The sequence below is a fragment of the Kaistia sp. SLG-1 genome (assembly GCF_059699055.1).
Window position 1 is genome coordinate 89618 of the sequence record NZ_AP048544.1, and the last position, 20892, is coordinate 110509.

A 20892-nucleotide genomic window follows, 5' to 3' on the forward strand; every position below is an offset into this window, starting at 1 on the left:
ACGGGCTCCTCAGAGCAGCGCGCGCAGCTCGTCGAGCCGCTCGTTCACCAGCCAGCCATAGTAGTTTTCCTGCGGCATCGCGTTCTTGTTGCGCTTGCGCTCGGCGGCGAGCTTGCGGGCGCGCACCTTGACGTCGCCGACATTATAGAGCGTCGAGGTGATGCCGGGATTGTTCGAGATGTCGACGCCGGCGGTGTCGCGATAGACGTCGATCGACAGGCGGAGGATCGCCGCCATGTAGTCGAGCGACATGTTGGGATCCATGATCGCCTGGTAGAGCTCCGGCGCCCGCTCGGCATCGAGCAGCGGCAGTCCGCTCTTCCGGTGCACGATGTCGGTGACGGTGAGCGCGGTCAGCGGATTGATCTGGCCGAGCCCGAAGGTCTGGCCGGCATAGAGCGGCTGGAAGAACACCTTGGAGAAGCGGTCGCGCGGGAACGACTTGCCGTCGACCTTCTTGCCCCGGAACTCGGCGTCCCAGACATCCTCGCGGCAGGTCCAGAGGTCATAGGATGACTTCAGCCCGTCGCAGCGGTCGAATTGCGGGCGGCTGACAAATTCGGCGACGCTCTCGCCCTGGTAGCCGAAGGCGAGGTCCTTGGTGCCGAGATAGGCGAGCGCCTTGACGTAATAGGCCTGGGCGCTGTCGAGGCCGCCGACGTTGTAGGTGTGCTCGCCGACGATGGCGCCGACCAGATGCACCGGGTCGACGTCATAGATCTTGGCGGCGCGCTTGATCGAGCGGATCAGGGTCTTGTCGCGCTTCAGCAGCGCGTAGATCCGGCGGTATTTCGCCTCGAACGTCTCCTTGGTCTCGCCGGCCCGCTTGATCGAACTCATGTCGATTTCGGGCTGCGCCGCGCTGCGGTTGCCGGGCGGCACGACGACGGCGGCCTTGGCCGGCAGGATGGTCGCGAGGACGAGGGAAGCGAGCAGGGCGCTACGCAGAAGACGCATGGGAAGCGATCCGTCGGTCGAACGAGAGACCGCACCCGTCATGGATCGGCCGATCCGGGTTTATAGCATCGGAAAACCGGGCTCGAAAACGGCTTACCTGCCACAGGGCGCGGATAAAGCCGCTGCGGCAGGTTGCAGAAGGTTGCGCGGCCCCGCCAAAAGGGCAGGGCGGGGCCGCTATCGCGTCAGAGGATGTAGCGCGACAGGTCGATGTTGCGCGAGAGATCGCCGATATGCGCCTCGATATAGGCGGCGTCGATCGTCACCGTGTCGCCGGAGCGATCCGGGGCGGCGAAGCTGATGTCGTCGAGGATCCGCTCCATGACGGTCTGCAGCCGGCGCGCGCCGATGTTCTCGACCGACGAGTTCACCTCGACCGCGATGCGGGCGATGGCGTCGATCGCATCCTCGGCGATAACGAGCTTGACGCCTTCCGTCTGCATCAGCGCGACATACTGCTTGATCAGGCTCGCCTCCGGTTCCGTCAGGATCTGGCGGAAGTCGGCCTGGGTCAGTGCGTTGAGCTCGACGCGGATCGGCAGGCGGCCCTGCAGCTCCGGCAGCAGGTCCGACGGCTTGGCGATGTGGAAGGCGCCCGACGCGATGAAGAGGATGTGATCGGTCTTCACCGGGCCGTACTTGGTTGCGACGGTCGTACCTTCAATCAAGGGTAGAAGGTCGCGCTGCACGCCTTCACGTGAAACATCGCCGGCCCGGCCTTCGCGGGCGCAGATCTTGTCGATCTCGTCCAGGAAGACGATGCCGTCGTTCTCGACGATCGAGATCGCCTCGGCCGTCAGCTGCTCGTCGTCGAGCAGCTTGTCGGATTCCTCGTCGATCAGCACCTTGTAGCTGTCCTTGACCGTGACGCGCCGCGTCTTGGTCTTGCCGCCGAAGGCCTTGCCGAGCATGTCGCCGATGTTCATGACGCCGATCGAGGCGCCCGGCATGCCGGGAACGTCGAACTGCGGCAGGCCGCCGGACTGGTCGCGCACCTGGATCTCGATTTCCTTGTCGTCCAGCTCGTTGGCGCGCAGCTTCTTGCGGAAGCTTTCGCGCGTCGCCGGGCTGGCGCTGTCGCCGACGAGCGCGTTCAGCACGCGTTCCTCGGCCGAGAGATGCGCCTTGGCTTCGACGTCCTTGCGCTTCTTCTCGCGGGTCAGCGAGATGCCGACCTCGACCAGGTCGCGGACGATCTGCTCGACGTCGCGGCCGACATAGCCGACCTCGGTGAACTTGGTCGCCTCGACCTTCAGGAACGGGGCGCCGGCGAGACGGGCGAGCCGGCGCGAGATCTCGGTCTTGCCGACGCCGGTCGGCCCGATCATCAGGATGTTCTTCGGCAGCACTTCTTCGCGCATCGTGCCTTCGAGCTGCTGGCGCCGCCAGCGGTTGCGAAGCGCGATGGCGACGGCGCGCTTCGCGTCGTTCTGGCCGATGATGTAGCGGTCGAGCTCGGAGACGATCTCGCGGGGAGAGAAATTGGTCATGGGACTTCCTGTCCGCCTATAGCGTTTTCAAGCGAAGTGTGTGCGGTTCGCGGCTGGAAAACGCGTCAAAACAAGGAGCTAGAGTATCGAGCCGTTTCGGAGAAACGGTGAGACACTCTAGGCAGCGTCGAGCTGTTCGAGCGTCACGCTGGTATTGGTGTAGACGCAGATCTCGGCGGCGATCGCCATCGCCTTGCGGGCGATCTGTTCGGCGGTGAGATCGGTGTCGGCCAGCGCGCGGGCGGCGGCGAGGGCGTAGTTGCCGCCGGAGCCGATGCCCATGACGCCGCCTTCCGGCTCGAGCACGTCGCCATTGCCGGTGAGCACGAGGCTCGTCGTCTTGTCGGCCACCAGCATCATCGCCTCGAGATGGCGCAGATAGCGGTCGGTGCGCCAGTCCTTGGCGAGCTCGACGCAGGCGCGGGTCAGCTGTCCCGGATATTGCTCGAGCTTCGCCTCGAGGCGTTCGAACAGGGTGAAGGCGTCGGCGGTCGAGCCGGCGAAACCGGCGATCACGCCGCCCTTGCCGAGCGGGCGGACTTTGCGGGCCGTGTGCTTGATGACGGTCTGGCCCAGCGACACCTGGCCGTCGCCGGCGATGACCACCTTGTCGCCCTTGCGAACGGTGATGATCGTCGTCCCGTGCCAAGCCGCATAGGGGCTATCGTTCTGGGAATGTGTCATGATTTGCTTTCGTGGCGGATCGCCTTGGTCCCTTGAGGCCCCGCGGCGATCCCTGTTGGCTAGAGCGTCTCTGGAGCGTCTTATGTAGGCGCACCGTCCGGCGATGCAAAGGCTTGCTCAACCTTGTGGCGTTACAGGGAAACGCCTGTTAAAAGCCGGCTGTCCCTAGCAAGGCGGACTGAGAAGGAAAGAGATATGCGTAGCGCCACGATCGAGCGCAAGACGAAGGAAACCGAGATCGCGGTAACGCTGGATCTCGACGGCACCGGCCGCGCCGACATCGCCACGGGCGTCGGCTTCTTCGATCATATGCTCGATCAGCTGGCCCGCCACGGCCTGATGGACCTGACGGTCCGCTGCAAGGGCGACCTGCATATCGACCAGCACCACACCGTCGAGGACGTCGGCATCGCCATCGGCCAGGCGCTCAAGAAGGCGCTCGGCGAGATGCGCGGCATCACGCGCTATGCCGACACCCACCTCGCCATGGACGAGGCGCTGACGCGCTGCGCCATCGACGTCTCCGGCCGGCCCTATCTGGTCTGGAAGGTCGAGTTCACGCGCGACAAGGTCGGCGATTTCGATACCGAGCTGTTCAAGGAATTCTTCCAGGCCTTCGCCCAGAACGCCGGCATCACGCTGCATATCGAGAATCTCTACGGCGACAACAACCACCATATCGCCGAGACCTGCTTCAAGGCGGTCGCGCGCACGCTTCGCGTCGCAGCGTCGATCGATCCGCGCCAGGCCGACCGTGTGCCGTCGACCAAGGGCAAGCTCGGCGACTGAGAGGGCGGCATGACGATCTACACCGTGCACGCACCGCCCGTTTCCGCGACCGGCGGGCTGGACGAGGCCGACCGCATGATCTTCGTCAAGGACGGCTTCTCGTGGCCGGCCTTCTTCCTGCCAGTGCTGTGGATGCTCTATCGGCGCATGTGGGTGGTGCTCGCAGTCTATGCGCTCTACCTCGTCGCGATCGAGCTTTCCGGCCGCTATCTCGGCGCGCCGACGGCGGCGGCACTCGGCCTGCTCGGCGCGCTGTTCCTCGGCCTCGAGGGCAGTTCGCTTCTGCGCTGGACGCTCTCGCGGCGCCGCTTCACCGAGGCGGGCGTCGCCGAGGGCCGTTCGCGCGCCGAGGCCGAGATCCGCTTCTTCCACCGTTTCGCCGCCGCTTCGCCGGTCGTGCCGGAGGCCGTTCCGGCCACTGCCAGGATCGCTCGCGCGGCGCAGCCCAATGCCTCGGCCGATATTGTCGGCCTCTTTCCGACCCCGGGGACAGCCCGATGACCATTGCCATCATTGACTACGGCGCGGGCAATCTTCGCTCGGCCGCCAAGGCGCTCGAACTCGCCGCCGCCGGCATCGGCTCGACGGCGCGGATCGTCGTCACCGCCGATCCCGACGTCGTCGCCAAGGCGGACCACGTCGTCCTGCCCGGCGACGGCGCCTTTGCCGATTGCCGCACCAATCTCGACAGCGTCGACGGCATGATCGAGGCGATCAACGAGACGATCGACGCCAAGGGCCGGCCGTTCCTCGGCATCTGCGTCGGCATGCAGCTCTTGGCGACGCGCGGCATCGAATACGGCGTTACCAAGGGCCTCGGCCGCATTCCCGGCGAAGTGCGCCGCATCGAACCCTCCGATCCGCGCCTGAAGATCCCGCATATGGGCTGGAACACGCTGAACGCCTCCGCCCCGCATCCGCTCCTCGACGGCATCGCGCTCGGCGACGACGGCTGGCATGCCTATTTCCTGCATGCCTACCAGCTCTTCGCCGAACAGCCGGGCGACGTCATCGCGACCGCCGATTATGGCGGTCCGGTCACGGCGATCGTCACCACCGGCAACATCGCCGGAACCCAGTTCCATCCCGAGAAGAGCCAGAAGCTTGGTCTCGCCCTTCTCGCCAACTTCCTGAAGTGGAAGCCCTGATGATCCTTTTCCCCGCCATCGACCTGAAGGATGGCGCCTGTGTCCGCCTGAAGCTGGGCGACATGGAGCAGGCGACGGTGTTCAACACCGATCCCGCCGCCCAGGCGCATGAATTCGAGACCCAGGGCTTCGAATATCTGCATGTCGTCGACCTGAACGGCGCCTTCGCCGGCCAGCCGGTCAACGGCGCGGCGGTCGAGGCCATCCTGAAGGCGGTCGAGATGCCGGTCCAGCTCGGCGGCGGCATCCGCGACCGCGCCGGCGTCGAAGCCTGGCTCGACAAGGGCATTTCGCGCGTCATCCTCGGCACGATCGCCGTGCGCGATCCCGATCTCGTCCGCGAGGCCTGTAAGGCCTATCCGGGCCAGGTCGCCGTCGGCATCGACGCGCGGGGCGGCAAGGTCGCGGTCGAAGGCTGGGCCGAGACGTCCGAGCTGACGACGATCGAGCTGGCGCGCCGCTTCGAGGATGCCGGCGTGGCGGCGATCGTCTTCACCGACATCGACCGCGACGGCGTGCTGAAGGGGTTGAACATCGAATCGACGCTGGCGCTCGCGCGCGCCGTCGAGATCCCGGTGATCGCCTCCGGCGGCCTCGCCTCGATCGACGACGTCAAGCGCCTGCTCGAGCCCGATTGCGCCATCCTGGAAGGTGCGATTTCCGGCCGCGCCCTTTATGACGGCCGCCTCGATCCGGCGGCGGCGCTGAAGCTGATCCGCGAAGCGCGGGAGCAAGCCTGATGCTCAAGACCCGTGTCATCCCCTGCCTGGACGTGCATGACGGCCGCGTCGTCAAGGGCGTGCAGTTCGTCGACCTGGTCGACGCCGGCGATCCGGTCGAGGCCGCCAAGGCCTATGACGCCGCCGGCGCCGACGAGCTCTGCTTCCTCGACATCACGGCGACGCACGAAAACCGCGGCACCATTCTCGATGTCGTGGCGCGCACCGCCGAGGCCTGCTTCATGCCGGTGACGGTCGGCGGCGGCGTCCGCGCCGTCGAGGACATCCGCGCCCTGATGCTGGCCGGCGCCGACAAGGTGGCGATCAACTCGGCCGCCGTGACGGACCGCATGATCGTCGCTCGCGCGGCGGAGAAGTTCGGCGCGCAGGCGATCGTCGTCGCCATCGACGCCAAGCAGACCAAGCGCCGCGGCATGAGCGGCGACCACCACGACCGCTGGGAGATCTTCACCCATGGCGGCCGCAAGCCGACCGGCATCGACGCGATCGAATATGCGATCGAAGTCGCGGCGCTCGGCGCGGGCGAGATCCTCCTGACCTCGATGGACCGCGACGGCACGCGCGACGGTTTCGACCTCGCTTTGACGCGGGCGATCGCCGACGCGGTGCCGGTTCCGGTGATCGCGTCGGGCGGCGTCGGCGCGCTCGACCATTTCGTCGACGGCGTCGTCGAGGGCCATGCCAGCGCGGTGCTCGCCGCCTCGGTCTTCCATTTCGGCCAGTTCACCATCGGCGAAGTAAAGTCCCACATGGCGGCGGCCGGCATTCCGGTCCGTCTCGACGGTTAAGGAGGGCAGGGCATGTCGAACTTCACGCTTTCCGACCTCGCCGCGATCATCAGGAACCGCGCCCATTCGGGCGATCCCGGCTCCTATACGGCCAAGCTCGTCGCCAAGGGGCCGTCGCGCTGCGCCAAGAAATTCGGCGAGGAGGCCGTCGAGGCCGTGATCGCCGCGACCGAGCGCAACGCGGCCGACCTGACGTCGGAGGCCGCCGACGTGCTCTACCATCTGCTCGTCATGCTGGAGGCGGCCGACGTGCCGCTCGACGCGGTGATGGACGAGCTCGAAGGCCGCACCCGCCAGACCGGGCTGCAGGAAAAGGCGTCGCGGCCGGCGGAGTGATCCGCGGTCCGGGGAGAATGATCATGGACAAGTCCGCGCGGATCGAGCACGCCCCGCATCGCTATTTCGGCCGCAAGGAATGGGCCGGCCTCCGGGCCGACATGCCGCTGACGCTGACCGAGGACGATCTCGTCCGGCTGCGCAGCCTGAACGATCCGATCTCGATCGACGAGGTGGTGACGATCTACCTGCCGCTGTCGCGGCTCCTCAGCCTCTACGTCGCGGCGACGCAGGGGCTTTACAACGCCACCCGCACCTTCCTCGGCGCGACCGAGGGCAAGACGCCCTTCATCATCGGCATCGGCGGCTCGGTCGCCGTCGGCAAGTCGACCACGGCGCGCGTGCTCAAGGCGCTGCTGGCGCGCTGGACCAACACGCCCAAGGTCGACCTGATCACCACCGACGGCTTCCTCTATCCGAACGCCGTGCTCGAGCGCGAAGGGCTGATGGAGCGCAAGGGTTTCCCCGAGAGCTACGATCTGCCGGCGCTGCTTGCCTTTCTCTCCGACATCAAGGCGGGGCGCGGCAGCGTCTCGGCGCCGGTCTATTCACATCTCGTCTATGACATCGTGCCGAGCGAGCGGGTTACCATCGACCGGCCGGACATCCTGATCGTCGAGGGCATCAACGTGCTGCAGGCGCCACGCCTGCCGCGCGACGGCACGGCGGTGCCCTTCGTCTCCGACTTCTTCGATTTCTCGATCTACATCGACGCCGTCGAGGCCGACATCCGGCGCTGGTATGTCGAGCGTTTCCAGCGGCTGCGCGAGACGGCCTTCCGCGACCCCAACTCCTACTTCCATCGCTACTCGCTGATCTCGGACGAGGAGGCGCTGGCGATCGCCGAGGGTCTGTGGTCGCGCATCAATCGCCTCAACCTCTACGAGAACATCCTGCCGACCCGACCGCGCGCCGACCTGATCCTATCCAAAGGAGAAAGTCACCGGATCGAACAGGTCGCGCTGCGCCGTTTGTGAGGTGTAGCCTGGGTTTTCGGCACATAGGATTGCCACTCGTTCGCAGTTGCGAAGATAGCCGTTGAAGCCTCCTCCGGGCGATGTTAAGGCGCCCGGACCGCTTGAAGGGCCGAGGACGATCATGCCGAAATGGAACGACAGGATTACGCTTGTCGCGCTCAGCTCGATCGTCATCGCGCTGGTCGTGATGGGGCTGAAATATGCCGCGTACTGGAAGACCGGCAGCGTCGCGCTCTATTCGGACGCGCTCGAGAGCATCGTCAACCTGGCGACGGCGGTGGCAGCGTTCTGGGCGATCCGCCTCAGCCACAAGCCGGCCGACAGCGACCACCAGTTCGGCCATCACAAGGCGGAGTATTTCTCCGCCGTGCTGGAAGGCGTGCTGATCGTCGTCGCGGCGCTCCTCATCCTGCGCGAAGCCTGGATCTCCTATGAGGAGAAGCGCGCGCTCGAGAATGCCGGCGTCGGCCTCTCGATCAACCTGATCGCCACCGCCATCAACGGCGCCTGGGCGATGTATCTGTTCCGCTTCGGCCGCCGCCGCCGCTCGCCCGCCTTCATCGCAGAGGCCTGGCACCTGACCAGCGACGTCGTCAGCTCGGTCGGCGTCTTCATCGGCCTCGTTCTTGTGGCGCTGACCGGCTGGATCGTGCTCGATCCGCTGCTCGCCGTCATCGTCGCCGTCAACATCCTCTGGTCTGGCTGGCGCGTCATCCGCGATTCGGTCGGCGGGCTGATGGACCACGCGGTTTCGAGCGACGTCGAGAGCGAGATCCGCGCGGTCATCTCGGCCGAGGCGACCGGCGCCATCGAGGTGCATGACCTCAGAACCCGCAATGCCGGCCGCGTCATCTTCATCGAGTTCCACCTGGTCGTGCCCGGCTCGATGACGGTCGCCGCCGGCCATGTCATCTGCGATCGCATCGAGGCGGCGCTGAACAAGGCGATCGAGGGCTCGGAAGTTCTGATCCATGTCGAGCCCGAGGCCGAGGCGCAGCACCACGGCGTCATCGTGCTCTAGGATCGCCGGATCGGCCGCGCGGCAGCGCTGTCGGGCCTCCGGACGGGCAAGAGCTTGATTTTCTGCCGCAAACTCATGATATCGGGCCTAACCCTTTTGTCCTGATAAAAAGCGAGAGTTCGCCATGTCCGACGATACCCAGTCCGTGCCCCCGACCGAGCCTGCCGTTGAAGCGGCCTCGGCAGAGGCCGACGTCGCCGCGGCGCGCATCGCGGCCCTGGAAGCGGAAGCCGCCGAACTGAAGGACCGTGTCCTGCGCACGGTCGCCGAGATGGAAAACCTGCGCCGTCGCACCGAGCGCGAGGTCGCCGACGCGCGCCAGTACGGCATCGCCGCCTTCGCCCGCGACATGCTGACGGCCGGCGACAACCTGGCCCGTGCGATCGACGCCGTTCCCGACGAGGCGCGCACCGGCAACGAGGCGCTGACCGCCCTGATCGACGGCGTCGAGATGACCGAGCGCGACCTGCAGAATTCGCTCGAACGGCACGGCGTCCGCAAGCTCGAGCCGCTCGGCCAGAAGTTCGATCCGCACCTGCACCAGGCCGTGTTCGAGATTCCGACCGAGGAGCAGCCGGCCGGAACCGTGCTGCAGGTGATGCAGTCCGGCTACGTCATCGGCGACCGCGTCCTGCGCCCGGCCATGGTCGGCGTCGCCAAGGGCCCGGCCAAGCCGAAGGAGCCGAAGCCGGAAAACGACGCCGCCGCGTCCCGCTCCGCCTGATCCGGGAGAGGCCGTGGACGCGTCCCTGCTCTTCGGCCTCGACCTTCTCGGCGTTGTCGTCTTTGCGCTGACCGGCGCGCTGGCCGCCTCGCGCCGGCAGCTCGACATCGTCAGCTTCGCCTTCCTGGCGGCGATTACCGGCGTCGGCGGCGGCACGCTGCGCGACGTGATCCTCGGCACCACGCCCGTGTTCTGGATCGTCCAGCCCGCCTATGTCGTGGTGTGCATCGCGACGGCGGTCGCGACCTTCTTCCTGGCGCCCTTCGTCGAATATCGCTACCGGCTGCTGCTCTGGGCCGATGCCATCGGCATTTCCGGCTATTGCGTGATGGGGGCGGCGCGCGCACTCGATGCCGGCGCCAGCCCGCTCGGCGCCGTCGTGATGGGCGTCGTCACCGCGACCTTCGGCGGCATCATCCGCGATATCGTCGCCGGCGAGCCGTCCGTCCTGCTGCGCAAGGAAATCTACATCACCGCCACGGTGGCCGGCGCCGGCCTGTTCGTGGTGGCGACGCTCGTCGGCGTTCCGTTCTGGCCGGCGGCGTTGCTTGGCGCCTTCTCCGCCTTCTTCGTCCGCGCCGGCGCGCTCACCTTCGGCTGGACGTTACCGGCCTATCGCTCGCGGCCGGGACGTCAGATCCCGCCGCGTTGATCGCCCTCACGCGGCGTAGCGTGTCGCGTCGACGCCGTAGTGGTTGACATAGCGCTCGCTGATCGACTGCACCGGCAGGATGATCAGCACGTCGGTCGTCCCGAACTGGCGGTCGACGACCGCGCCGTCGCCGATATAGGCGCCGAGGCGGAGATAGCCCTTGATCAGCGGCGGCAGGGTCTTCAGAGCGGCCTTCATGTCGATCTCGGCTTCGCCCAGCCGATCCATCGGCACGCCGCGGCCGGCGATGGCGCTCACCGACCATTCGGCCGGGGCGCGGGCATTGTGATGCAGGAAGGAGAGCGGCAGCGCCAGCGCTTCCGGATCCGTGCCCTCCAGCGAGGCGCAGCCGACCATGACGTCGATCTTGTGGCTGCGCACATAGCTCCAGATGCCGTGCCAGAGCAGCTCGACCGTGCGCTTGGTGCGATACGGCTTCAGCACGCAGGAGCGGCCGAGCTCGAGAAAGTTCAGCCGCTGGTGCCGCTCGACGAGCGCGCCGATATCGAACTCGTTGGCCGAATAGAAGCCGGTGTGGCGCTCGGCCACCTCCTGCCGCAGCAGGCGGTAGGTGCCGACGATGGCGGATTCGCCGGCGCTGGTGCGGGTGTCGTGGTCGATGACGAGCAGGTGGTCGCAGATCTTGTCGAAGCCGTCCCGGTCGCGCCGCGACAGCTGCGCCTGCATGTCGGGGATCGCCGACATCTCTTCGTAGAACACCTTGTAGCGCAGCTTCTGCGCCTTCTTGACCTCGCGCGGCGTGGTCGCGAGGCGCACTTCGAGCGAACCGATCCTACCGAGAGGTTCAGGCAATGCGGGGGCAGGGCGAAGGGACTTGGACATCGACAGCTTTATACCGCCGAATACAAGCTGCGATAGTGCCGGCAGGGCCACGGTTGCGCCGGAAATGCGCAGCGCCTCCTGGGATATCGCTGCAAGATCGCGCTTGGCCATCGTCTCTGTCTCCGTCTTCCGCGATGCCGGCTTTTCGGCCGGGCCGTCACCAAAGCACAGGTCTCCGACAGTTTGGTGACGAAGGGTGGCGGCGAAGGGAGGATCGGCCCGGGGCCATGCCGACCCGACGGGCCGCTCCGACAGTTCGGGCCCGGGCGGTGAACCGGCTGGGGCAGGGCGACCTGGCTGCCAGATTGGCCTACCTAAAATGCCCACCCGATATGCCGAGCTGACATGCGGATCGCGTGGCCGGCCGGGCAGCCAGTCCGCTGTTGCGCCGGCACAGGCCGGTCGATGCACCCGGCCAGTCGGCTTGGCGAAATCTCCGGGCCGCGCCGCGCTGGCCCGATTTGAGTGCCGCCCGCCCCGGTCGATCCTGCGGATCGCCAGTCAGGCGGCGGCCAGCACGCGCTCGCCGCCGACCCGGTAGCTCAGCGCTTCGGCCAGATGCAGCCGTCCGACCTGTTCCGCGCCGTCGAGGTCGGCGATCGTCCGCGCCACCTTCAGCACGCGGTGATAGCCCCGCGCGGAAAGCTTCAGCGCCGCCGCCGCGTCCTGCAGCAACCGCGTGCCGGCAGCATCAGGGGCCGCGACGGTCTCGATCAGCGCCGTGGCGCAGCGGGCATTGATGCCGGCGGCCTCGACGCCCCGATACCGCTCGGCCTGGATTTCTCGCGCGACCGCCACGCGGGCGGCCACCGTGGCGCTCGCCTCCGAGGCCGACGCGCCGATCAGGTCGGTCGCCGTGACGGCCGGCACCTCGATGCGCATGTCGATGCGGTCGAGGAAGGGACCGGAGAGCCTCGCCTGGTAGTCGGCCGCGCAGCGCGGGCCGCGCGCGCAGCTATGGCCGGGCTCGCCGGCCAGCCCGCAGCGGCACGGGTTCATCGCCGCGACGAGCTGGAACCGCGAGGGATAGCTGACGCGATGATTGGCGCGGGCGATCACCACCTCGCCCGCCTCCAGCGGCTGGCGCAGTGAATCGAGCACCTGCGGCGTGAATTCCGGCAGCTCGTCGAGGAAGAGCACGCCGTGATGGGCGAGCGACGCCTCGCCCGGCCGCGCGCGGAGCCCGCCGCCGACCATGGCGGCCATCGAGGCGGAGTGGTGCGGGGCGCGGAAGGGGCGGCGATCGGTCAGCTTGCCGCCGATCAGCTCGCCGCCGATCGAGGCGATCATCGAGACCTCGAGCAGTTCCTTCGGCGCGAGCGGCGGCAGGATCGAGGGCAGGCGGCTCGCCAGCATCGATTTTCCCGCGCCGGGAGGGCCGGCCATCAGGAGGTTGTGGCCACCGGCGGCGGCGATCTCCAGCGCCCGCCGCGCGCTCTCCTGGCCGCGGATGTCGGCAAGGTCGGGCAGGGCGCCGCCATCGCGATGGAGCGCCGGCTCGGGCCGGGTCAGTACCTGCGTGCCCTTGAAATGGTTGGCGATGGCGATCAGGCTGCGCGGCGCCAGGATCTCCATGTCGCCGCCGGCCCAGGCGGCCTCCGGGCCGCAGGCGGAAGGGCAGATCAGGCCGCGCCCGATGGCGTTGGCGCCGATCGCCGCCGGCAGCACGCCGGCGACGGTGGCGATGGTGCCGTCGAGCGCCAGCTCACCGAGCACGACGAAGTCGGCCAACAGCTCGCCCGGAAGGACGCCGAGGCCGGCCATCAGACCGAGCGCGATCGGCAGGTCGTAATGGCTGCCTTCCTTGGGAAGGTCTGCCGGGGCGAGGTTGACGATGATCCGCTTCGGCGGCAAAGCGAGGCCGGAGGCATGCAGCGCGGCGCGCACCCGCTCGCGGCTCTCGGCGACCGCCTTGTCGGGCAGGCCGACGATGACGATGCCGGGAAAGCCCGGCCCGATCTGCACCTGTACGTCGACCGGCACCGCCTCGATGCCGTGGAACGCCACCGTCGTGACATGTGCGACCATTGCCCGCCACCCCCGTTATGGGATGACGCTACGTCAACTTGCGGGGTAATACAAGAACAGGTCGTGAACATTCCGCGCCGGCCGTCGGCGCGGATCCTGTTAGCGTTCTGTAAACCTCACCGCTTCGCTTCGACGGCGTCCCAGATCAGCGAGGCGATGTCGGCACCGCCGAAGCGCTTCACTTCGCGGATGCCGGTCGGCGAGGTGACGTTGATCTCGGTGAGATAGTCGCCGATGACGTCGATGCCGACGAACAGGAAGCCGCGCTTCTTCAGTTCCGGCCCGATCGCCTCGCAGATCTCGCGGTCGCGGCGGGTCAGCTCGATCGGCTCGGGGCGGCCGCCGACATGCATGTTGGAGCGGGATTCGCCATCAGCCGGCACGCGGTTGATGGCGCCGACCGCGACGCCGTCGACCAGGATGATGCGCTTGTCGCCGGCGCGAACGGCCGGCAAGTAGCGCTGCACGACATAGGGTTCGCCGCGATAGGCGGCGGAGAAGATCTCGAGCAGCGAGGCGAGGTTCTGGTCGCCCTCGGACAGGCGGAACACGCCGGCGCCGCCATTGCCGAACAGCGGCTTGATGATGATGTCGCCATGCTCCTGGCGGAAGCGGCGGATCTCGTCGGCATCGCGCGAGATCAGCGTCGGCGGCATCAGCTTCGGATATTCGGTGACGAAGATCTTTTCCGGCGCGTTGCGGACTTCGGCGGGATCGTTGACCACCAGCGTCTTCGGATGGATGCGCTCGAGCAGGTGCGTCGTCGTGATGTAGCCCATGTCGAAGGGCGGATCCTGGCGCAGGAACACGGCGTCGAGCGTCGAGAGGTCGGTGCGCTCCTTGTCGCCGAGCGAAAAATGGTCGCCCGGCACGTCGCGGACCGTCACGGTCTCGATCGCCGCCTCGACGCGGCCGTCGTTCAGCGACAGCCGGTCCGGCGTGTAGTGGTAGAGCTTGTGGCCGCGCCGCTGGCCTTCCAGCATGATGGCGAAGGTGGAATCGCCCCGGATGTTGATGTTGGCGATGTGGTCCATCTGGACGGCGACGGAAAGCGACATGAAGGCCCCCAATGCGGAATAGGCCTCTTATGTCGTGTGGCGGGGCCGGATGGCAATGCCGCCGTCAGGAATCGGAAGCGAAAGCGTCGACGATGTGGTGCGGCAGCCGCCGTGGCAGAACCGCGACGATGTCGAAGCGCAGCGTCAGCCCGGCCGCCTGCGGGTGGCGGGCGAGGAAGCTCTCCGCCGCGCGGAGAAGGCGGTTTCGCGCCGCCGGGGTGATCGCCAGGATGGCGGCGTCGAGGGTGCGCCGCGCCTTCACCTCGACGAAGACCAGCATGCCGCCGCGCCGCATGACGAGGTCGATCTCGCCGAGCGGGCTGCGGAAGCGTCGGGCGACGGTGCGATAGCCCTTCAGGTTGAGATAGAGGGCGGCGACCGTTTCGGCGAAACGGCCGCGTCGTTCGGAAACACGGCGGTCAGGCCGCGCCATCTTCGTCGCGATCCGCATCGGGATCGTCGTCGTCATCCGCGTCGCCGGCGGCTTCCGCCTTCAGCTCCAGCGCGCGCTGGTAGAGGTCGCGCTTCGGCATGCCGGTGGCCGTCGCGGCAAGCGCCGCCGCCTCCTTCAGCGGATGGTTCTCCAGGAGCCGCGCCAGCAGCGTGTCGACTTCGTCGGCCCTCGGCTCCGTGACCGTCGGCGGGCCGATCAGGATGACGATCTCGCCCTTCGGCGGCGCTTCGCCGCCATAGGCCTCGGCGAGCGAGCCGAGCGTGCCGCGCCGCACCGTCTCGAAGGTCTTGGTCAGTTCGCGCGCCACCACGGCGGGGCGATCCGCGCCCAGCGTCTCCGCCATGTCGATCAGGGAATCGAGCGTTCGGTGCGGGGATTCGTAGAAAATCAGCGTCGCCGGGATGTCGCCGAGTGCTGAGAGCCGCTTCTTGCGGCCAACCGTGCGGTTGGGCAGGAAGCCGGCGAACAGGAAGGTGTCGGTCGGCAGCGCCGCCGCGACCAGCGCCGTGAGCAGCGCCGAGGCGCCGGGGATCGGCACGACGCGATGCCCCGCCGCCACCATGTCGCCGACGAGGCGGAAGCCGGGGTCGGAGACGAGCGGCGTGCCGGCGTCGCTGACCAGCGCCACCACCTTGCCCTCGGCGAGCGCTGCCAGCAGCTTCGGCCGCTGCCGGTCGGCATTGTGCTCGTGATAGGCGAGGAGCTCGGTATCGATGCCGTAATGGCGGGTGAGCACGCGGGTGACGCGGGTGTCCTCGCAGGCGATGATGTCGGCGGCGGCGAGCGTCGCCAGCGCGCGCAGCGTGATGTCGCGCAGATTGCCGATCGGCGTCGCCACGACATAGAGGCCGGCTTCCAGCGTCGGCGCGCGCAGGCGCTGGCCGTCGATCATGTAGCTGGCGCCGCCTTCGAGCGCGGCCGCGCGTTCGGACGCGCTCATCGCGTGTCCGCTTCGACGTTGTGGAGATGTGACACCCGACTTGAATTCACGGAACGCGCCGCCTTTGCCGCTGAACTGACCCAGCCTTTCCAGTACAGTTACATCTTGCGATTGAACAGGAGAAGGCTGTGGGTTGGTTCCGTTTCGAACGGCAGGGCGGCAGGGTTTGGGCGATCGGCCCGATGCTCGCGGCGCTCGGCCTGCTCGCGGCCTGTTCGTCGACACTGGATGCGCCCCGCGTCGGCGCGGGCGTGGCGCCGGCCGTAGGCGGCAGCCGGCCGGCCACCGGTGAGACGCTCGGCAACGGCACGACCCGCGTCGCCCTTCTGGTGCCATCCTCGGCGACGGGCAATGCCGGCGTCACCGCCGCCAATCTGAAGAACGCCGCCGATCTGGCGCTGCGCGAATTCCATGGCGGCGCCAATCTGCAGATCCTCGTCAAGGATGATCGCGGCACGCCGGAAGGCGCGCGCGCGGCCGCGACCGAGGCGATCGCCGAGGGCGCTGAGCTGATCATCGGCCCGCTCTTCGCCCCGTCGGTGGCGGCGGCGGCCTCCGTCGCGCGGCCGGCCGGCGTGCCGGTCGTGGCGTTCTCGACCGATACCAGCGTCGCCGCCCGCAATGTCTATCTCCTGAGCTTCCTGCCGCAGTCCGACGTCGACCGCATCATCGGCTACGCCGCGGGACGCGGGAAACACTCGATCGCCGCGCTGCTGCCGGACAATGGTTACGGCACGGTGATGCAGGCGGCGCTGCAGAAGGCGGCGACGGTCAATGGCGCGCGGATCGTGACGATTGAGCGCTACGGTCTCGACCGTGTCGCCATGCAGCAGAAGGCCGAGGCGATCGCGAAGGTCGTGCAGAGCGGTCAGGTCGACGCCGTGTTCATGCCGGATGCCGGCGACGCCGCGCCCTTCCTCGCCCAGATCCTGAGCGCGAAGGGCGTCCGCCCCGGGCAGGTGCAGTTCCTCGGTTCCGGCCAGTGGGACGATCCGCGCATCGCGCGCGAGCCGACGCTGAAGGGCGGCTGGTATCCGGCGCCCGACCGCGCCGGCTTCGCCGCCTTCGCCAACCGCTATCAGGGCACATTTGGCGCGACGCCGGTGCGCACGGCGTCGCTCGGCTATGACGCGACCAGCCTCGCCGCCGGTCTCGCCGCCCGCTATGGCGACAAGCGCTTCGCGACCGAGACGCTGGCGAACCCGAACGGCTTCATCGGCGTCGACGGCGCGTTCCGCTTCCTGCCGGACGGAACCAACCAGCGCGGCCTCGCCGTCTACGAACTCGGCGGCGGCGCTCCGGTGCAGATCGATCCTGCACCACAAACGTTCTCGCGGACCGGAAGTTCGTAACACCCTCACCCCAACCCTCTCCCGCCAGCGGGAGAGGGGGCGCGGCTGCGCTGGTCAGCTCGGCTTCAAATCGATGAAGTGCCCAAGCCAAAACCCTCGCCCGCTTGCGGGAGAGGGCAGGGTGAGGGTCTTGTTCGGGTCGAAGCTACGCCGCCAGGTCGGCGACCACCGCGTCGAGCACGAAGGAGCCGGAGCGGGTGCAGCGGATGCGGTTTTCGTCGATTTGCTCGACCATGCCGTGCTCGATCAAATCGGCGAGCCGCTTCGGATCGAGGTCGCGGCCGGAGATCGCCCGGTAGCGGCGGAGATCGATGCCCTCGATCAGGCGGAGCCCCATCAAGAGCATCTCGTCGCCGGCTTCTTCCGGATTGAGGATGTCGTCGGTCTCGATGCCGTCGCCCCAGGATTCAACGCGTCCCAGCCATTGCTCGGGCTCGCGCACGATCGCGGTGGCGTGGCGACGGCCATCGATGACGAGGCGGCCATGCGCGCCGGGGCCGATGCCGGCATATTCGCCGTAGCGCCAGTAGACGAGATTGTGCCGGCACTCGCCGCCGGGAACCGCATGGTTAGAGATCTCGTAGGACGGGCGGCCGTGCTGCTCGCAGATCTCCTGCGTGATCTCGAACAGAGTCGCCGCCGTGTCCTCGTCCGGGATCGCCAGCTTGCCGGCCTTGTAGAGCTTCTCGAACATCGTGCCCGGCTCGATGGTGAGCTGGTAGAGCGACATGTGGTCGGAGGCGCGCTCCAGCGCCTGCAGCAGCTCGGCCCGCCACATGCCCGGCGTCTGGCCGGGGCGGGCATAGATCAGGTCGAAGGAGAGGCGCGGGAAGGTGGCGCGGGCGATGTCGATGGCGCGCATCGCCTCCTCGACATTGTGGATGCGGCCGAGCGCCTTCAGATCGGCGTCGTTCAGCGCCTGCACGCCGAGCGAGACGCGGTTGACGCCGGCGGCGCGATAGCCGCGGAAGCGCTCCGCCTCGACGCTGGAGGGGTTGGCCTCCATCGACACCTCGACGTCGGGCGCGACGTTCCAGGCCGCGCCGATCGCGTCCAGGATGGTGCCGACCGTCTTCGGGTCCATCAGCGACGGCGTGCCGCCGCCGAGGAAGATCGAGTTGACGGTCTTGCCGGGCGACTTCGCCGCCATCGTCTGGATCTCGGTGACGAAGGCGCGTGCAAAACGCTCCTGATCGACCCCCTGATGGCGGACATGCGAGTTGAAATCGCAATACGGGCACTTCGCCGCGCAGAACGGCCAGTGCACATAGACGCCAAATCCGGGTTCGATCGGAGCGGACATCGGGATCAGGCCCCGAGCTCGGCGTTGGCGAACAGCGCGAAGGCGCGCGCCCGGTGCGACAGCGCATCGGTGCGGCCGGCCGACCAGCCGTGCTTTTCTTCCGCTACCATCTCGCCGAAGGTACGCTCATGGCCATCCGGCAGGAAGGCCGGATCGTAGCCGAAGCCGATGTCGCCGCGCGGCGGCCAGACCATCGTGCCGTTGATCTCGCCGCGATAGTAGCGCGTCGTGCCATCCGGGAAGGCGAGGCAGAGCACGGCGACGAAATGCGCGGTGCGCTTGTCCGGCGTCACGGCGCCGGCCTGCTGCAGCTTCTCCTCGACATTGCGCATGGCGCGGGCGAAATCGCCGTCGGGCGCCGCCCAGTCGGCCGAATAGACGCCGGGATCGCCGCCGATCGCGTCGACGCAGAGGCCGGAATCATCGGAAAGCGCCGGGAAGCCCGAGGCCTTGGCGGCGGCATGCGCCTTGATCGCGGCGTTTTCCTCGAACGTCGTGCCGGTCTCGTCGGGAACCGGCAGGCCGAGTTCGCCCGCCGAGATGACCTTGAGCCCGAACGGCGCCATCAGCCCGGCGAATTCGCGCAGCTTGCCGCCATTGTGGGAAGCGAGCACGAGCGTGTCGCCGGACGACAGTCGATGGTTCGGTGCGTTCATCAGAGGATCGCCAGCTTCTGCAGTTCGACCAGATCGATGATGCCAGCCTTGGCGAGCTGCAGCATCGCGGCCAGCTCTTCCTCGTTGAACGGCTTGCCTTCGGCGGTGCCCTGGATCTCCACGATGCCGCCCGAGCCGGTCATGACGAAATTGGCGTCGGTCTCGGCCTCGGAATCCTCGGCATAGTCGAGATCGAGCACCGGCGTGCCGCGATACATGCCGACCGAGACGGCGGCGACGTGATCGCGGATCACCTTCGGGCCGACCATGTCGCGCGACTTCATCCACTGCACGCAGTCATAGAGCGCGATCCAGGCGCCGGTGACCGAGGCCGTGCGGGTGCCGCCATCCGCCTGCAGCACGTCGCAGTCGATGGTGATCTGCTTCTCGCCGAGATGGACGAGATCGACGACGGCGCGCAGCGAGCGGCCGATCAGGCGCTGGATTTCCTGCGTCCGGCCCGACTGCTTGCCCGTCGCCGCCTCGCGGCGCATGCGGTCGCCGGTCGAGCGCGGCAGCATGCCGTATTCGGCCGTCACCCAGCCCTTGCCGGAACCGCGCAGCCAGGATGGCGGCTTGTCCTCGAGGCTGGCGGTGCAGAGCACATGCGTATCGCCGAATTTGACCAGGCAGGAGCCTTCCGCATGCTTGGCAACGCCGCGTTCAAGCGTTACCGCACGCAGGGCGTCCGCGGCGCGTTTCGAAGGTCGCATTGGGGTATCCTGGCTGTTTCGTTGGTCCGCTTGTACAGGCCGGCGGCTCGAAACGTAAAGCCCTGCTTGAACCCGGTGGCAAAATCGACACTTAATCAAGGAGATCGCGGAATTCCGCGCTTCATCTCAGGAGAGGAACAGGCGTCGTGACCGCCGATCACAGGATTCCGGATACGCGGGCGTCGATGCTTTCATCGCTCGACCAGCGTTCGCGCGAGGTCTTCAAGCGGATCGTCGACAGCTATCTGGAGACGGGGGATCCGCTCGGATCGCGCAATCTTGCCCGTATCCTGCCGATGGCGCTGTCGCCGGCCTCGGTGCGCAATGTCATGGCCGACCTCGAGGGGCTGGGGCTGATCTATTCGCCGCACACCTCCGCCGGCCGGCTGCCGACGGAGAGCGGGCTGCGCCTCTTCGTCGATGCGATGCTGGAAGTCGGCGACCTCACCTCGGACGAGCGGCGCGACATCGAGAGCCGCGTTGCCGGCGGCGGCGCCGGGCGCTCGGTCGACGACGTGCTGTCGGAAGCGGGGCGGATGCTCTCCGGCCTGTCGCGCGGCGCCGGCGTCGTGCTGGCGTCGAAGTCCGACCAGCGGCTCAAGCATATCGAATTCGTCCGCCTCGAGCCGGCGCGGGCGCTGGTGGTGCTGGTCGGTGAGGACGGCTCGGTCGAGAATCGGCTGATCGACCTCGATCCCGGCACGACACCGTCGAGCCTGGTCGAGGCGACCAACTATCTGAACACGCATCTGCGCGGCCGCAGCCTGGCGGAGGCGCGCGCCGAGCTGAGCCGCCGGCAGCAGCAGGCGCGGGCCGAGCTCGACCAGCTCACGGCGCGGCTCGTCGACACCGGCCTCGCCAGCTGGGTCGAGGCGAGCGGCGGCCGGCCGGATACGCTGATCGTGCGCGGCCAGGCCAACCTTCTCGACGACGTCAAGGCAGCGGAGGATCTGGAGCGCATCCGCCTGCTGTTCGACGATATCGAGACGCAGCGCGAACTCGTGCATCTGCTCGGCAGCGCCGAAGCGGGCGAGGGCGTGCGCATCTTCATCGGCTCGGAGAACAAGCTGTTCTCGCTCTCCGGCTCCTCGCTGGTGGTGTCGCCCTATCGCGACAGCGAGAGCCGGGTCGTCGGCGTGCTCGGGGTGATCGGGCCGACGCGGCTGAACTACGCCCGCATCGTGCCGATGGTCGATTACACCGCCAAGCTGGTCGGCCGCCTGATCGGTCCGTAGACGC

General features: G+C 67.8%; 23 protein-coding genes. 12 read left to right on the forward strand and 11 right to left on the reverse strand.

The annotated features are described in order from the left end of the window. Nucleotides 1–9: 9 nt before the first annotated feature. The 3 genes from AC6HZP_RS00400 to hslV all read right to left on the reverse strand — a co-directional run bounded on the left by AC6HZP_RS00400 (nt 10) and on the right by hslV (nt 3131). Nucleotides 10–957 (reverse strand): DUF1402 family protein, encoded by a 948-nt coding sequence (locus AC6HZP_RS00400; protein ID WP_497524967.1) that lies wholly within the window; start codon nt 955–957, stop codon nt 10–12. A gap of 185 nt (nt 958–1142) precedes the next feature. Further along, a complete protein-coding gene (hslU, locus tag AC6HZP_RS00405; RefSeq protein WP_201401548.1) occupies nt 1143–2447 on the reverse strand; it encodes an ATP-dependent protease ATPase subunit HslU in 1305 nt (434 codons plus the stop codon). A gap of 117 nt (nt 2448–2564) precedes the next feature. After that, nucleotides 2565–3131, reverse strand: a complete 567-nt coding sequence (gene hslV / locus AC6HZP_RS00410) for an ATP-dependent protease subunit HslV (protein WP_201401549.1) — start codon at nt 3129–3131, stop codon at nt 2565–2567. A 195-nt stretch (nt 3132–3326) separates the two neighbouring features. Here hslV and hisB point away from each other — a divergent pair, with 195 nt between their 5' ends. The 10 genes from hisB to AC6HZP_RS00460 all read left to right on the forward strand — a co-directional run bounded on the left by hisB (nt 3327) and on the right by AC6HZP_RS00460 (nt 10306). Beyond that, nucleotides 3327–3920 carry an imidazoleglycerol-phosphate dehydratase HisB gene (gene hisB / locus AC6HZP_RS00415; RefSeq protein WP_497524968.1) on the forward strand — a complete coding sequence of 198 codons (594 nt, stop codon included), beginning with the start codon at nt 3327–3329 and terminating at the stop codon, nt 3918–3920. Between the two features lie 9 nt (nt 3921–3929). After that, entirely contained in the window at nt 3930–4421 is a 492-nt protein-coding gene (locus AC6HZP_RS00420; protein WP_201401551.1) for a DUF2628 domain-containing protein, read from the forward strand. Continuing rightward, nucleotides 4418–5068, forward strand: coding sequence for an imidazole glycerol phosphate synthase subunit HisH (gene hisH / locus AC6HZP_RS00425; RefSeq protein WP_201401552.1), 651 nt, complete (start codon nt 4418–4420; stop codon nt 5066–5068). The genes AC6HZP_RS00420 and hisH overlap by 4 nt, the downstream gene beginning before the upstream one ends. Next, complete coding sequence (gene hisA / locus AC6HZP_RS00430) at nt 5068–5808, forward strand: 1-(5-phosphoribosyl)-5-[(5-phosphoribosylamino)methylideneamino]imidazole-4-carboxamide isomerase (protein ID WP_497524969.1); 741 nt, start codon at nt 5068–5070, stop codon at nt 5806–5808. The genes hisH and hisA overlap by 1 nt, the downstream gene beginning before the upstream one ends. Next, complete coding sequence (gene hisF / locus AC6HZP_RS00435; RefSeq protein WP_497524970.1) at nt 5808–6596, forward strand: imidazole glycerol phosphate synthase subunit HisF; 789 nt, start codon at nt 5808–5810, stop codon at nt 6594–6596. Before hisA ends, hisF begins: the two co-directional genes overlap by 1 nt. Before the next feature lie 12 nt (nt 6597–6608). Further along, nucleotides 6609–6932: a phosphoribosyl-ATP diphosphatase gene (locus tag AC6HZP_RS00440; protein WP_497524971.1), complete on the forward strand. Its 324-nt coding sequence runs from the start codon at nt 6609–6611 to the stop codon at nt 6930–6932. Between the two features lie 23 nt (nt 6933–6955). Then, nucleotides 6956–7909 carry a type I pantothenate kinase gene (gene coaA, locus AC6HZP_RS00445; RefSeq protein WP_201401556.1) on the forward strand — a complete coding sequence of 318 codons (954 nt, stop codon included), beginning with the start codon at nt 6956–6958 and terminating at the stop codon, nt 7907–7909. A gap of 121 nt (nt 7910–8030) precedes the next feature. Continuing rightward, on the forward strand, nt 8031–8930 hold the full coding sequence (locus tag AC6HZP_RS00450; protein ID WP_497524972.1) for a cation diffusion facilitator family transporter: 900 nt from the start codon (nt 8031–8033) through the stop codon (nt 8928–8930). Between the two features lie 124 nt (nt 8931–9054). Next, nucleotides 9055–9654 (forward strand): nucleotide exchange factor GrpE, encoded by a 600-nt coding sequence (gene grpE, locus AC6HZP_RS00455; RefSeq protein ID WP_201401558.1) that lies wholly within the window; start codon nt 9055–9057, stop codon nt 9652–9654. A gap of 13 nt (nt 9655–9667) precedes the next feature. Continuing rightward, nucleotides 9668–10306 carry a trimeric intracellular cation channel family protein gene (locus AC6HZP_RS00460; RefSeq protein ID WP_244669679.1) on the forward strand — a complete coding sequence of 213 codons (639 nt, stop codon included), beginning with the start codon at nt 9668–9670 and terminating at the stop codon, nt 10304–10306. Between the two features lie 6 nt (nt 10307–10312). On the opposite strand, the gene olsB is transcribed toward AC6HZP_RS00460, so the two are convergent. From olsB to rsmI, 5 genes are all read right to left on the reverse strand, one after another. Continuing rightward, nucleotides 10313–11260 (reverse strand): l-ornithine N(alpha)-acyltransferase, encoded by a 948-nt coding sequence (gene olsB / locus AC6HZP_RS00465; RefSeq protein ID WP_497524973.1) that lies wholly within the window; start codon nt 11258–11260, stop codon nt 10313–10315. Between the two features lie 390 nt (nt 11261–11650). Next, complete coding sequence (locus AC6HZP_RS00470) at nt 11651–13177, reverse strand: YifB family Mg chelatase-like AAA ATPase (RefSeq protein WP_497524974.1); 1527 nt, start codon at nt 13175–13177, stop codon at nt 11651–11653. Between the two features lie 116 nt (nt 13178–13293). Beyond that, the gene (gshB, locus tag AC6HZP_RS00475) at nt 13294–14235 is read right to left on the reverse strand and encodes a glutathione synthase (protein ID WP_497524975.1); all 942 of its coding nucleotides are present in this window, start codon (nt 14233–14235) and stop codon (nt 13294–13296) included. Nucleotides 14236–14299: 64 nt separating this feature from the next. Beyond that, on the reverse strand, nt 14300–14704 hold the full coding sequence (locus AC6HZP_RS00480) for a YraN family protein (RefSeq protein ID WP_497524976.1): 405 nt from the start codon (nt 14702–14704) through the stop codon (nt 14300–14302). Next, nucleotides 14655–15629, reverse strand: a complete 975-nt coding sequence (gene rsmI, locus AC6HZP_RS00485) for a 16S rRNA (cytidine(1402)-2'-O)-methyltransferase (RefSeq protein WP_497524977.1) — start codon at nt 15627–15629, stop codon at nt 14655–14657. Before rsmI ends, AC6HZP_RS00480 begins: the two co-directional genes overlap by 50 nt. Before the next feature lie 128 nt (nt 15630–15757). Here rsmI and AC6HZP_RS00490 point away from each other — a divergent pair, with 128 nt between their 5' ends. Beyond that, on the forward strand, nt 15758–16981 hold the full coding sequence (locus AC6HZP_RS00490; protein ID WP_497524978.1) for a penicillin-binding protein activator: 1224 nt from the start codon (nt 15758–15760) through the stop codon (nt 16979–16981). A 145-nt stretch (nt 16982–17126) separates the two neighbouring features. Here the strand turns inward: AC6HZP_RS00490 and hemW are convergent, their stop codons facing one another. From hemW to rph, 3 genes are read right to left on the reverse strand one after another with little or no spacing between them, the layout of a single operon-like run. Then, nucleotides 17127–18284: a radical SAM family heme chaperone HemW gene (hemW, locus tag AC6HZP_RS00495; protein WP_497524979.1), complete on the reverse strand. Its 1158-nt coding sequence runs from the start codon at nt 18282–18284 to the stop codon at nt 17127–17129. Between the two features lie 5 nt (nt 18285–18289). Continuing rightward, nucleotides 18290–18940: a non-canonical purine NTP pyrophosphatase gene (locus AC6HZP_RS00500; protein ID WP_497524980.1), complete on the reverse strand. Its 651-nt coding sequence runs from the start codon at nt 18938–18940 to the stop codon at nt 18290–18292. Beyond that, nucleotides 18940–19653, reverse strand: coding sequence for a ribonuclease PH (rph, locus tag AC6HZP_RS00505; protein ID WP_497524981.1), 714 nt, complete (start codon nt 19651–19653; stop codon nt 18940–18942). The genes AC6HZP_RS00500 and rph overlap by 1 nt, the downstream gene beginning before the upstream one ends. A gap of 185 nt (nt 19654–19838) precedes the next feature. Here rph and hrcA point away from each other — a divergent pair, with 185 nt between their 5' ends. Further along, nucleotides 19839–20888: a heat-inducible transcriptional repressor HrcA gene (gene hrcA / locus AC6HZP_RS00510; protein WP_211201089.1), complete on the forward strand. Its 1050-nt coding sequence runs from the start codon at nt 19839–19841 to the stop codon at nt 20886–20888. Nucleotides 20889–20892: the final 4 nt, after the last annotated feature.